Source organism: Winogradskyella sp. (assembly GCF_025210595.1).
Classification (GTDB): Bacteria; Bacteroidota; Bacteroidia; order Flavobacteriales; family Flavobacteriaceae; genus Winogradskyella.
In genome coordinates this window covers 1-13,628 of record NZ_JAOARH010000090.1, presented here as the reverse complement: position 1 = coordinate 13,628, position 13,628 = coordinate 1, and the positions used below count along the sequence as shown (strand labels likewise).

The 13,628-nt window shown below is 32.9% G+C and carries 13 protein-coding genes; 5 read left to right on the top strand and 8 right to left on the bottom strand.

Annotation, left to right across the window (positions count from 1 at the left end):
* Positions 1-18: 18 nt before the first annotated feature.
* From N4A42_RS09530 to mnmE, 3 genes are all read right to left on the bottom strand, one after another.
* Positions 19-1,095, bottom strand: a complete 1,077-nt coding sequence (locus N4A42_RS09530; RefSeq protein WP_294073287.1) for a DUF418 domain-containing protein — start codon at positions 1,093-1,095, stop codon at positions 19-21.
* A 123-nt stretch (positions 1,096-1,218) separates the two neighbouring features.
* Positions 1,219-1,779, bottom strand: coding sequence for a porin family protein (locus N4A42_RS09525; RefSeq protein ID WP_294073285.1), 561 nt, complete (start codon positions 1,777-1,779; stop codon positions 1,219-1,221).
* A gap of 459 nt (positions 1,780-2,238) precedes the next feature.
* Entirely contained in the window at positions 2,239-3,627 is a 1,389-nt protein-coding gene (gene mnmE / locus N4A42_RS09520) for a tRNA uridine-5-carboxymethylaminomethyl(34) synthesis GTPase MnmE (protein WP_294073313.1), read from the bottom strand.
* A gap of 143 nt (positions 3,628-3,770) precedes the next feature.
* Here mnmE and N4A42_RS09515 point away from each other — a divergent pair, with 143 nt between their 5' ends.
* On the top strand, positions 3,771-4,919 hold the full coding sequence (locus N4A42_RS09515) for a TlpA disulfide reductase family protein (protein WP_294073283.1): 1,149 nt from the start codon (positions 3,771-3,773) through the stop codon (positions 4,917-4,919).
* A 51-nt stretch (positions 4,920-4,970) separates the two neighbouring features.
* Here N4A42_RS09515 and N4A42_RS09510 read toward each other — a convergent pair whose 3' ends face one another.
* Positions 4,971-5,624 carry a rhomboid family intramembrane serine protease gene (locus N4A42_RS09510; RefSeq protein WP_294073281.1) on the bottom strand — a complete coding sequence of 218 codons (654 nt, stop codon included), beginning with the start codon at positions 5,622-5,624 and terminating at the stop codon, positions 4,971-4,973.
* A 59-nt stretch (positions 5,625-5,683) separates the two neighbouring features.
* Between N4A42_RS09510 and N4A42_RS09505 the strand changes: the two genes are divergently transcribed.
* Positions 5,684-6,565, top strand: a complete 882-nt coding sequence (locus tag N4A42_RS09505; RefSeq protein ID WP_294073279.1) for a lysophospholipid acyltransferase family protein — start codon at positions 5,684-5,686, stop codon at positions 6,563-6,565.
* A 1-nt stretch (position 6,566) separates the two neighbouring features.
* On the opposite strand, the gene N4A42_RS09500 is transcribed toward N4A42_RS09505, so the two are convergent.
* The gene (locus N4A42_RS09500) at positions 6,567-8,072 is read right to left on the bottom strand and encodes an aminotransferase class V-fold PLP-dependent enzyme (RefSeq protein ID WP_294073277.1); all 1,506 of its coding nucleotides are present in this window, start codon (positions 8,070-8,072) and stop codon (positions 6,567-6,569) included.
* An 11-nt stretch (positions 8,073-8,083) separates the two neighbouring features.
* A complete protein-coding gene (gene glmM, locus N4A42_RS09495; RefSeq protein ID WP_294073275.1) occupies positions 8,084-9,472 on the bottom strand; it encodes a phosphoglucosamine mutase in 1,389 nt (462 codons plus the stop codon).
* A gap of 90 nt (positions 9,473-9,562) precedes the next feature.
* On the opposite strand from glmM, the gene N4A42_RS09490 reads away from it, so the two are divergent.
* From N4A42_RS09490 to N4A42_RS09480, 3 genes are all read left to right on the top strand, one after another.
* Entirely contained in the window at positions 9,563-10,165 is a 603-nt protein-coding gene (locus tag N4A42_RS09490; RefSeq protein WP_294073273.1) for an acyl carrier protein phosphodiesterase, read from the top strand.
* Between the two features lie 144 nt (positions 10,166-10,309).
* On the top strand, positions 10,310-10,540 hold the full coding sequence (locus N4A42_RS09485; RefSeq protein ID WP_294073315.1) for a hypothetical protein: 231 nt from the start codon (positions 10,310-10,312) through the stop codon (positions 10,538-10,540).
* Between the two features lie 159 nt (positions 10,541-10,699).
* Complete coding sequence (locus N4A42_RS09480; protein WP_294073271.1) at positions 10,700-11,227, top strand: hypothetical protein; 528 nt, start codon at positions 10,700-10,702, stop codon at positions 11,225-11,227.
* Between the two features lie 82 nt (positions 11,228-11,309).
* Here the strand turns inward: N4A42_RS09480 and N4A42_RS09475 are convergent, their stop codons facing one another.
* Both N4A42_RS09475 and N4A42_RS09470 read right to left on the bottom strand, forming a co-directional pair.
* Positions 11,310-12,041, bottom strand: coding sequence for a hypothetical protein (locus tag N4A42_RS09475; protein ID WP_294073269.1), 732 nt, complete (start codon positions 12,039-12,041; stop codon positions 11,310-11,312).
* Between the two features lie 144 nt (positions 12,042-12,185).
* Positions 12,186-13,097, bottom strand: a complete 912-nt coding sequence (locus N4A42_RS09470; protein WP_294073267.1) for a hypothetical protein — start codon at positions 13,095-13,097, stop codon at positions 12,186-12,188.
* Positions 13,098-13,628 lie beyond the last annotated feature (531 nt).

Here is a 13,628-nt window from a genome sequence, read left to right as displayed (position 1 = left end):
TTGATTTTTATTAATTATTTACCCTGTAATTAATCTCATAAGCAAAGAGATAGGGCCTTTTTTGAATTTTTTACGCCAATAGATTGAAAAAACAACTAAGAGTATGTAAAACAGAAATGCATATAGTAAAGCTTCTATTGAGCTTAAATTGTTTTCACCAAAAAACAGATATGCGCTAAGTATGCCTACAACAATATGTACAATGTAATGAGTAAAGGCAAGTTGCCCTGTTTTTACTAAAAAATCTAGTGATTTTTTATGCTCTGACTTCTCTGAGATCCATATACAAATGGCTGTTACAGCGAAGGACCAACTAATCCCAGAAATCATAAATAAAGGCATAGGAGGCATAGGTTGTGTTCCCAAAATTGCAGTAGCATCCTCTATAGAAAATCCTAAAATAGATATGAGCATTTCAATTAACGATGAAGATATTAATTGAGTTGCCATAAAGACAAACATAGCTGTCCATAAAATTTGTTTTCTAATTTTGGTATTGCTCATATCTTGCCTGCCCAACCAAAGTCCAGCAATCATAAAAGCTACCCAAGGTAATACAGGATGAAAACCATTGATTAGTAAATTTCTCGTAAACCCTTGGATGCTCCAAAAATTGGTATACTCGTTAAGTGTCCAGTTCCAACCTGCTTCGTAATCAATAAATAGCATTAGTACAGGGTACATAGCTATAATAACCGTTACAGCTGTCCATATAATCTTGTTTTTTGAATGCATTACTAAAACACTTATGAGAATATAAAACCCATAATAATGAAGAATGTCTGCAGGCCATAGAGGCATGTAAATCAGTCCGGTTACAAAGAGAAAAAGCGCTCGTTTTAATAAGATTCTTCGCTTTTTTTTGAGATCCAATTTGTTGTTGCTTTGCAAGCTTTTTTTTATCATTAAAGAAATACCTGCACCCGCGAGCACTACAAAAAGCGCAGCTCCTTTACCTTGCAAAAAACTCAATACATGGCTAAGTATTCCTGTGTCTCTCAAATTGCTTAATACCAGATTGAAATTGATGATTACCATAATAAATATAGCTAAGGCTCGTGCTATATCATATCCTACAATTCTATTTTTTTGCATTTGTACTTTCAATTAGAGGTTAATCTCATTTCCTATTTAAAAAGATTAGAATAAAATGAAAAATTCGGTTTAGTGATTTTAAACAAGAAATGAGATGTAAAACTGGCTGTTAAATGCGTGTGTTTAAAAATAAACTGAAAGTGTAGCTATTATGCTTCTATTTTTAACCTCACCTGATACTTTGGTAATGTCTCGTAATCCAAGATGGTAACGAGTTCCTATTTCTAAATCATCACTAATGCGATAAGCTAAACCAAGACTAGCACCATAATCTAATTTTCTATAATCAGATTTTTTTAAAGCTCCACCTTTTTTATTTAGCAAATATCCTAGATAAGGACCTGCTTCTAAACTAAAATTTTTAATAGGGTAAAATTTGGCTATTGCAGGTGTAAGGTTAATGTAATTGAGTTTTATTTTTTTTGCACCTTGTTTTATTTCAGTGCCTTGATTTGAAAATAGAACTTCTGAACGAATAGCAAATTGTTTTGAAAATTGATATTCTGTAAATAAACCTGTCACAAAGCCTATTCTGTTTTTAGTATTGCTGCTATTGAATTTAGATAGGTTAGCACCACCTTTTGCACCAAATGAAAAATTAGAATCAGATTGTGCGTTGCTCATAAAAATTCCTGCTAGAATAAATGCAGAAAGTAAAACTGTTTTTAAAGTTGTTTTGTTCATAATATTAATAAATGTGATTTTTAGATAGAGCAAATGTATCGCCAGCTTCTGATTTTGTTGTTTTGCCTTATAATGTGAGATGTAAAAAAAGTGTCTTCTTTTATAGGGAAGACACTTTTTTAGCTTTAAAAACTGATGTTCTTAAGTTCTTTATGTTTTTTAAACTTGGTTAAGATGATAATTTATATTCTTTTTTAAATGTCTAATAAAAAGTGATCTTACTACTATATAGTACAAATACTCTATTAGGAACACTTATGCTAAACTTACAACGAGAAAAGCACTTAAAATACTTATCATGAGAAATTAAAAAGTATTACTATAAAATATTGCTTTTTTAATCTTGATGATTTCACTACTATATTACACAAAAATAAAGCTAATCAAATTATAGAATATTTCTTCTTCAATTCTTTACATTTTACTTTAGAAACTCAACCTTTAATAGTTGTAATACAGCTACTTCCCGATACAAAAATTAGCAAAAATATTTCCTAACAAGTCATCATTAGTAATTTCACCTGTAATCTCACCAAAATGATATAAAGCCTGGCGTATGTCAATGGCTAGTAAATCTCCTGACAAGCCTGTTTCTAAACCATACTTTACTTTCTGAATTTCCTCAAAAGCCTTTAAGAGCGCATCATAATGACGAGTATTGGTAATAATAGTTTCGTTATTTTTTAAAGCACCTGTATTAATGAGATTCAATAACGAAGTAGTTAACTGCTCTACACCAAAACCTGTTTTAGCAGATAATAAAAGAACATCTGCTATTGTAGTATTTATACTTGCTAATTGCACATCATCTAACTGATCAATCTTATTAGCTATAACTAAAAGTGGTTTCTGAGAATATTTATTTCTAATTTTTTCAATTTCAATTCTAACATCCTCAAGATTATTTATATTCTTTAAAGCATCAAATAAATAAATAGTAACCTGAGATTGCTCTATTTTTTCAAAAGTCTTCTTTATACCAATACTTTCTACAACATCATTCGTCTCTCTTATTCCCGCAGTATCAATAAATCTAAATCCAATGCCACCTATCGAAATTTCATCTTCAATAGTATCTCTGGTTGTTCCAGCAATTTCAGAAACTATGGCTCTATCTTCATTTAAGAGCGCATTTAGTAATGTAGATTTACCAACATTTGGTTCTCCAACAATAGCAACTGGTATACCATTTTTAATCACATTACCTACAGCAAAGGAGTCAATTAATCGTTTTAAAACAAAATGAATACGTTCTATAAGTTCCTTAAACTGTGTTCTATCTGCAAACTCTACATCTTCTTCAGCAAAATCGAGTTCTAATTCTATTAATGACGCAAAATTTAGTAACTCTTCTCGCAGTTTAGCAATTTCAGACGAAAATCCTCCACGCATTTGTTGCATAGCAATTTGATGCGAGGCTTCATTATCGCTAGAAATTAAATCTGCCACAGCTTCGGCCTGACTTAAGTCTAATTTTCCATTTAAAAAAGCACGAAGTGTAAACTCACCTGCCGTTGCCATTCTACAGCCATTACGTAAAAACAATTGTATAATTTCTTGTTGAATATAAGGAGATCCATGACAAGATATTTCTACAACATCTTCACCTGTATAGGAATTAGGATTTTTAAAAACAGATACTAAAACTTCATCTAAGGTTTTATTCTCTTCAATAATATGCCCTAAATGAATCGTATGTGTAGCTTGCTTTTTTAGATCTTTATTAGAAACCGACTTAAAAAATTGAGATGCTATAGATATCGCTTCTTTTCCAGATAATCGTATAACAGCTATTGCTCCACTGCCTGAAGGAGTCGCCAAAGCTACAATAGTATCATTGTTCATAATAAGTACTTTTATGCAAAAGTATTGCAAAATATGGTATTGATAAAGCCAGAAGATTTCTATTTAAATATTATTAAGCCTTAAGAGACAACATTTATTACTCTATGTTAGTATATTTGTGCAGCAAAAAACCGAATATTAAAAAAATGAAAAAACTATTAATGTTACTGGCAATTGTTGTTGCCTTTGCAAGTTGCAAAAAAGAGAACCTTACCGAATATGTTATAAATGGTAATGCTGAAGGTATTCACAATGGTATCAGAGTACGTTTAACGCAAATAGACTCAAAAGGCAAACAAGTGATTAAAGATTCTGCCATTGTTATGAATGGCAAATTCAACATAAAAGGATCAGTTGAAGAACCAAGCATCTATTTTTTATTAGTTGATGGAAAACCAGGCAACTTTGTTTTTATGTTAGAAAACAGTAACATAAATATAGATTTAGATCAAAAAGTACTTATGAATTCTAAAATAACAGGATCTGAATCTAACATAATTTACGAAGCTTTTCAAGAAGGAATGCTTGAGTTTAAAGAAGAAAGCGAATCTATTATAGCCGTTTTCAAAGAACTTAGAGAAAACCCAAATCCTAAAACAAAAGACTCTATTACAAAGGTAATGGATGATTTAAGGCAAAGACAAACAGCTTATCCTTTAAATTTTATACAAGATAATAGTGATAGCTACTTTAGCCTTAATCTTATTCAATTAGAGTCTAGCAGACCTGGTTTTGATATTGCTAACTACATGAAGGTTTTTGAAAGTTTCCCTGAGCATCTAAAAACCTCTAAAAAAGGTTTGGTTGTAAAACAAAAACTAGATGAGCTTTACAAAGAATATGAAAAATTGTCTTATCTAAACATTGGTAAAGTTGCACCTAGTTTTGAGTCTCAAACACCTGATGGTAAAATATTAAAATTAGATGACATTAAAGGTAAAGTAACTATTATAGATTTTTGGGCTGCTTGGTGTGGACCATGTAGAAGAGAAAATCCAAATGTGGTTAAAGTGTACAACAAATACCATAGTAAAGGTTTAGAAATTATTGGTGTATCTTTAGATGGTGCTCCAAACCAAAAAGACCCTAAAAAAGCTTGGTTAGCTGCTATTGAAAAAGATGGTTTAGAATGGAATCATGTTTCTGGTCTCAAATATTTTAGAGATCCTGTAGCTGAATTATATAATATTAAATCAATTCCTGCCACTTTTATTTTAGATGCTGAAGGAAAAATTGTAGCAAAAAATTTAAGAGGAGTTGCTTTAGAAAATAAAATAAGTGAATTACTAGATTAAATATCTAAGCCTTATAAAACAAAAAAAGTCTGCATTCGCAGACTTTTTTTGTTAATGTAGCTTTCCTGTTTTATGCAATACATATAAAATTATAATTGGTACTGCCAAAAGTCCTACATGCCAAAGATCTGTTTTAAATAAGCTAGGCATCATAATTAATGTAACAGCATAACCACCAACGGCTCCACCAAAATGCGCATCATGACCTATATTACCTATTCTATTTTTCATTCCGTAAATAGAATAAAGTAAATAACCAATACCAAAAATATAACCAGGTATTGGAATAGGAACAAAAAACATATACAAACTCATACTTGGATTTAACAAAATAGCAGCATATAAAACGCCTGTTACTGCTCCACTAGCACCAACAGCACTATACCAATATTCTTCCTTATGAAAATACAATGATAATAAGTTACCAAAAACCAAACTTGCTAAATAGATTATTATAAAATTTAAAACTCCTAAGGGTTGAATAACATGACTGGCAAAAAAATACAAAGTGACCATATTAAACAGTAAATGCGTAGTATCTACATGCAAAAAACCAGAACTAAACATTCTTACCTGTTCTCCTCGTCTTATACCTCCAATATTAAACTTATACTTTTCAAAAAATAGACGATCATCAAAACCTTTTAATGACATAATAACATTGGCTGTAATAATTGCAATAGTAATAGGATCTAAATTGTACATAAAAAAATATCTATTGAACCAAATATAATATATTTGCGCTTTAGAAAGAACATGCTTTTATGCAACTTATTGCTTACATAATTATTTACCCGATACTTTGGTTAATTTCTATACTACCATTTAGATTACTATATACATTATCTGATGTTATTTGTTTTTTCTTGTATAGAATATTTGGTTACAGAAAATCTATTGTAAAAAGTAACTTAAGATTGGTTTTTCCTGATAAATCTGAAAAAGAAATTAAAACCATCACTTTTAAATTCTATAAGCATCTATGCGATTTGTTTTTAGAAATGATAAAGACCCTAACCATCTCTAAAACACAATTAAACAAAAGATTTGTTATTAAAGATTTAGATGCTGTTAAACAATTAGAATCTTATAACACAAGTATTATATTAATGTATGGCCATTATGCAAGTTATGAATGGTCCACGGTTATACAAACTTATACTAACCTTGCTGGGTTAGGCATTTATAAAAAAATTGCGAATAAATATTTTGATAAACTTGTAAGGCGAATTAGATCTAAATATAAAACTGAACTTATACATTCAAAAAAAGCTTTACCTAAAATAGCTGAACTAAACACTATTAACGATCATAGAATGATTGCTTTTTTAAGTGATCAATCCCCAAAATATAAATCCAATAATGTATGGTTAGACTTTATGGATATAAAAATACCTTGCTTTGTTGGCGCAGAAGTTACTGCTAAAAAATACAATTATCCTGTAGGCTTTTTAAAGATAGATAAAGTAAAACGAGGACATTATGAGGCAGATATTGTCATTCTCTCTAAAAATCCTAGCGAAGAACCAAACTTTAAAATAACTGAAAGATTCAATACACTGTTAGAACAGCAAATAAAAGCTAAACCAGAATTCTACCTCTGGACACACAAACGCTGGAAACATAAAGATAAAAAGCCTAAATAGATTAATCTAAATCAAACCAATGATCCACATTGGTAGCATTGCATGGCTTATCTATAAGAGATTTATGTATAAACTCGTTATTACATTTAGAATAATCGTAATCCTTTGCCCAAGCTTCATGGTTTTTAGCTAAAGCAATAATACTATCGCAAACAAAAGTAATCTCTTCATCTGTAGTTGTTGGATGAATAGACATACGTATCCAACCTGGTTTTCTTACCAAATCACCAATAGAAATTTCATCGGTTAATTCCTTGGAGGTTTGCTGATCTACATGTAGTAAAAAATGACCGTAAGTACCTGCACAACTGCAACCGCCTCGTGTTTGAATACCAAAACGATCATTCAATAATTTAACACCTAAATTATAATGCAAATCATCAATATAAAATGAAATAACTCCTAATCGATCTTTATGCTGACCTGCAAGAATATTAATATTCGGAATTGATCCTAGTTTATTAAAAATAATCTCAACGAGTTGATGCTCTCGTTGTAATATATTATCCACTCCCATTTGCTCTTTAAGCTTTATGGAAAGTGCTGTTTTTATCGTTTGAAGAAATCCTGGTGTACCACCATCTTCTCTATCTTCAATATTGTCTATATACTTATGTTCTCCCCAAGGATTAGTCCAACTTACTGTACCTCCTCCTGGGCAATCTGGCACCATATTATGGTATAATTTTTTACTAAACACTAAGACTCCAGAAGTACCTGGACCTCCCAAAAACTTATGTGGAGAAAAGAAAATAGCATCTAAGTAGGCATCTTTATCTTCTGGATGCATATCAATAGCCACATAAGGTGCAGAGCATGCAAAATCTACAAAACAAACACCTCCATGTTGGTGCATTAATTTTGCAACATCATGATATGGAGTCTGAATTCCTGTAACATTAGATCCACCTACAATAGAACATATTTTAAGGGTACAATCCTTATACTGATAAAGTAGTGCTTCAAGATTCTTAAGGCTGAATAAGCCATTCTCATCTGGTGGCACAACTTCAACTTTAGCCATAGTCTCTAACCAAGAGGTTTGATTAGAATGATGCTCCATATGCGACACAAAAACCACAGGACGCATTTCATCAGGTATAGTAGTATAATCCTTTAAGTTTTCAGGAACCTTTAAACCTAATATACGCTGAAACTTATTCACCACACCTGTCATCCCATTTCCTGTTACAATCAGCACATCATCTTCATTGGCATTAACATGGTCTTTTATAATGTGCTTTGCCTTGTGATAGGCTTTGGTCATCGCTGTACCAGAAACTGTTGTTTCAGTATGTGTATTGGCAACAAAAGGCCCAAACTCATTACATAACTTTTCTTCTATTGGTCGGTATAAACGCCCAGAAGCAGTCCAATCTGTATAGATTATTTTTTGCTCTCCATAAGGAGATACAAACGTTTGGTTTTCGCCAATAATATGCTTTCTAAATTGCTCAAAATATGCTTCAAGCTCAGTAATATGTGGTGTTGTAGCTTCAGAGATCATAATCAAAGATACTAAATATTAGCAACTGCCTTTATTTCTGCAATAAAACGATCTGCGAGACTATCTGCTGTGTCCTGCGATGGTGCTTCCGTATAAATTCTAATAATAGGCTCTGTATTACTCTTACGTAAATGCACCCAACTATCAGCAAAATCAATTTTTACACCATCAATGGTAGTTAATTGTTCGTGACTATAATTAGACTCCATAGTTTTCAATATGGCATCAACATCGAGCTGTGGTGTTAACTCAATTTTCTTTTTGCTCATAAAGTAATTAGGATACGTAGCTCTCAATGCACTTACAGACATCTTCTTTTCTGCTAGCAAGCTTAAAAATAAAGCCACACCTACCAAAGCATCTCTACCATAATGCAATTCAGGATAAATAATTCCTCCATTACCTTCTCCTCCAATAACCACATTATTTTTCTTCATCATTTCCACAACATTAACCTCACCAACAGCACTGGCTTCATAGCTTCCACCATGTTTTTCAGTTACATCGCGTAAAGCTCTTGTAGAACTCATATTACTTACTGTATTTCCTGGGTTTTGGCTCAACACATAATCTGCACAAGCAACTAAGGTATATTCTTCACCAAACATATCACCTTTCTCATCCATAAAAGCTAAACGATCAACATCAGGATCTACTACAATTCCAAAATCGGCATGGGCTTTAACAACAGCTTCGGCTAAATCTCCTAAATGCTCTTTTAATGGTTCTGGGTTATGAGGAAAATGCCCTGTTGGATCACAATATAATTTTACAGCTTCAACTCCTAATCGTTCTAATAATAACGGAATAGCAATACCTCCTGTAGAGTTAACTCCATCTACAACTACTTTAAAGTTTGCAGCTTTAATTGCATCTGTATTAACCAACGGAAGGTCTAATACCTCATCAATATGCAAATCTATATAGGCATCATTTTTTGTAATCTTTCCTAAATCATCTACTTCAGCAAAAGTCATAGAGTTAGATTCAGCAATTTCTAATATCTTTTTTCCTTCAACACCATTTAAAAATTCACCTTTGTGGTTTAACAGTTTTAAAGCATTCCATTGCTTAGGATTATGACTAGCGGTTAATATAATACCTCCATCGGCATGCTCCATAGGTACTGCAACTTCAACAGTTGGTGTCGTAGATAAGCCTAAATCTATCACATCTATACCCATACCAACCAAAGTGTTCATCACTAAACTCTGAATCATTTCACCAGAAATACGCGCATCTCTTCCTACAACAACGCTATAGTTTTCTTTGTTGCGCTGTTGCTTTAACCAAGTACCGTATGCTGCTGCAAACTTCACAGCGTCAATAGGTGTTAAATTATCTTCTACCACACCACCAATAGTGCCTCGAATTCCTGAAATAGATTTTATTAAGGTCATAGATTTTTGATTTTCAGCAAATATAATATCTTAGAAACTCTTTAAAAACAATAGTTCGATTTTGTTATTATGAATTTGTAAATTCGACAAATGAATTTCCTTGCACATATATACTTATCTGGAGACAATGAATTAATTACTATTGGCAATTTTGTAGCTGACGGCATTAGAGGCAATAAATACAAAAACTACCCAGAAGATATTCAAATTGGTATACAATTACATAGAGCTATAGATACATTTACCGATGCGCATCCTATTTTTAGAAAATGCACCAAGCGTTTACATAAAAACTATGGTCATTATAGCGGAGTTATTATAGATATTTTTTATGATCATTTTCTGGCTAAAAACTGGAAAGACTATTCAGAAATACCCTTAGCAGATTACATAAACGATTTTTACAAAAGTCTAAATAAAAACTTTGACATTCTACCAGAAAAATTTCAACGATTAACACCAATTATAATAGAAGGCAATTGGTTATTAAGCTATGCTACAATAGAAGGCATTCAATTGGTTTTAAATGGCATGAATAGGCGTACAAAAGGCAGGTCTAAAATGAATGAAGCGACTAATGAATTAAAAATACATTACGAAGCCTTTGAACAAGATTTTAAAGCTTTTTTTAAAGAACTCATAACCTACAGCAATGCCAAACGCTTAGAAATAGAAAAAGCATACAACACATAAAAAAATGATATAAAGGCGTTTAAAACAAACGAAGCATACTTTAATTTTATTTCTCACCCTAATTACATTAAGCAGTTGTAAAAAAACATCGAAGAAAACAACAACACTCAACCTAACAATAGAGGATTAATTACAGAAAAAGCCATGGTGGTTAGTGCTCGTAAAGAAGCTTCAGAAATTGGCACAATGATCCTAAAACAAGGAGGTTATGGGTTTGATAAAACCATTTTAAAAGAACTTAAAACCATCGGATATAAAATAAACGAAACACGCTCACCTGTCATCGGAAAAGTCGATGGAATCTTAATATTAGAAAATGGCACAATGGAAGGTGGCGCAGACCGCAGAGGTGATGATACAGCTATAGGATTTTAGCACCATTAAAGCTCTTATATTTATACCGAGATCATCTATCTTCAACAATTACAAAAGCCAAAAACTAAAAGCCAACAACCTGTTAACTTTAGGCATAAGTATTTAATAATCTAATAGACTTTTAGTATACTTGTTATAGAAAAATAAATACAACTATATATGAAATTATTAGGCATAGGATCGCGCATTAATCATACAACTTACGGCAAAGGTGTCGTTACAAACGTTACTTCTAAGCACTATTGGGTTACCTTTATAGACCATGGTTTAGAAACCTTAGAATTAGATGAAGAGTTTGATGTTATTGAAGCTGCAGAAGATGAAGTAGATACCGTTAGCTTTTATGAAGTTGAAAAGAGCTTGAGAGACCTGCTTAAAAAATGGTCAGACGTTTCAGAAGTAGTAACTATTGGCGACAAATGGAAAGGCGGCAAACTTATTATGCAACCAGGAGATGAAAACCTTAAAGCCAGTGAGCTACCTATTGATAAGTTTTTTCATAAAATCACTATGGTACGTGATCGTCTGCGTGTTATGGAGCAAAAAATTAATTCTAGCAAAAACCTCGATGAGCAAGAAAAAATAGACTTGCAACAATACATTACCAGAAGCTATGGAAGCTTAACCAGTTTTAATGTGTTGTTCAAACTAAAGAGTCAACAGTTTATTGGGCAAAGGTCTAAGTAATACTCAAAAAAGTAGTAGCTAGTGTTTAGTAGGCAATATTCAGTTGTTTTGCTTAGATTATTGCAAAACCGATGACTGCCTACTAAAACTTTAAGCCTTTTACATCTCCCATATCCATTTCAAAAAACAAGATCTTATGAGTGGTTGGTAACAAGATGCCGCTTTCGGTAGTTGTCCAATCATCCCAAGAGGCTTCTAACCCTTCTATGGGTAAGATATCTACCCACATTTGGTAACTTACAGGCTTGCCATCATCATCTAAATGCCATAAGTAAGAGTCGCCAGGTGTAGTACCACCAGATGTGTAGGTTACTAATAAGGCGTCTTTACCATCTTTAGTGGTGACCAATCGTCGTTCGGTGGCTGTATCAAACACCTTATACGGAGCAACTAACCAAAAGGAATCATTATTAAAATAGCCTTCTGCCTTATGAATATAATCGTGCTTTTCTATACCATTATATTCTTGTTGCCCAGCAAAAACTTTTGAGTTATCATGGTTTGCTAAATCTAAAATCACTGTTATCTTATCCCAAGATACCTCACAAGTATTATCTGTTTTATACCATTTGTAATGGTGTCTCCCTTCAAACGTCCATTCAAGGTAATCTGTGTTTAGATAGGCTTCTTCATTAAGCGCCTTTAGCATTTTGATTGCAAGTTGGTCTGCTTTAGCTCCTTCTATACCTGCAGGTAAGTCTTCGTTGTATTTAAGGTATAAAAAGCCAAAGAATAACAGCGAAGGCAGTGTAAAGAAGATAATAAGGCCTCCTATAATTTTTAGTATGCGTTTTGTTTTTGATGTTTTGGGCATTGCTATGATGTCATTAATGGCTTCAAATTTACTAAAGTATTTATCATTCTATACCTGCTTGTACTCAACAAGTTTTCGTATTTAAAAATTTAATGCGCAGTTAAGGTATTCAAACGACACATCTACTGGGTTTTGTGTAACCGCTTAGTTTGGTATACGTAGTAACTTGTCTTTGATGCCTTTTGCCAATACCATTGCCGAATCTGGATGGTGTCTTAACCAAAGTTCTGGTTCTATAATTTCTAATTCAGCTAAGGCAATGTTACCCTCATTATCTTTAAAAATGTCTACTCTGGCATATATAGGCAACTCACTACAAGCATTTACGGTATTAATAGCAAACTCAATTTGGGCATTAGTGGGTGTATAGTCCTCAACACTACCACCAAAATCGTCTTGTACTCTAAAGTCACCTGCTTTGGCTTTTTTTAAGATGGCATGTGTAAATTCGCCATTAAAGACCATCATAGATATTTCACCTTCTGAAACTATATGATGTTGAAACGGTTGTAGCATCATGGCTTCTTCTGCTATTAGGGCTTTAAAGACCGCTTCGTAGCTGGCGATGTTGTTTGCATTTAACCTGTATGTATGTCTTGCACCTCCAGACACACATGGCTTTAAAACAGTTTCTGTCCAGCCCATTTGGGTGTGTAGCTCTTCTAGGCGCTTTGTAGTATGAGGTGCTATAAATAAGGTTTCTGTGATATGAACACCCTTATTTTGTAAGTCTTGCAGGTAGTGCTTATCAATATTCCACCGAATGAGTGCTTCAGAATTTATGAGTGTTGTTACTTTAGACACTTTATTTAACCAATCTGAAAACTTAGGGAAATCATTACAATAATCCCACGTTGTTCTAAAAACAATGGCTTTGGTAGAAGCCCAATCGAAATCTGGATCGCTCCAAGCTAAGCGAATGACTTTGAGTCCTAATTTTCCTAAAGCGTTTACTAAAAGTGCGTCTTCTGTAATTACATTTTTAATGAGGTGATCTACTTTATTAGGGTAAGCATGTTTTTGATCTGTAAGAATAACAATATCGTACTTTGCCATGATACTTATAATGGTTTATTGTGTAAATATATTTTAAAATTCATTCTATACAGACTCAACGTTCTAAATAGTGGTTAAAGTTTGTGCCTTGTTTGTACCGACATAGTGAGGTATTAAGCGACCTTTATCGTGTATACCCAATACCTAATGCAGATTGCCGCGCTCGTACCTTGCTAGTACCATTATTACGAGACTTGTTGGGGGGGGGGAACCAAGCAAACTAGGACGATGTTATCTGTTTCATGATACTTATAGCGTGATGAGACTGCTTCGTTCCTCGCAGTAACGTTCTAATGATCTCATTGATTTAAAGGTTTAATTAATGAAAGTTTACCCGAGGCATACCCGAGGCACACCCGAAGGAGACCCGAAGGAGACCCGACGGAGCTCTTAAACCGTTAGTGGATATCTATGTTGTAAATTTTGATATGGTTTGTGTGTATAGATGTACATGTGGCTTTTATAAAAGCTTTGGAACGGTGTTACCTTAGACTATACTGTAATAAAGTTGATTTAGAAAGTTGTATGCCT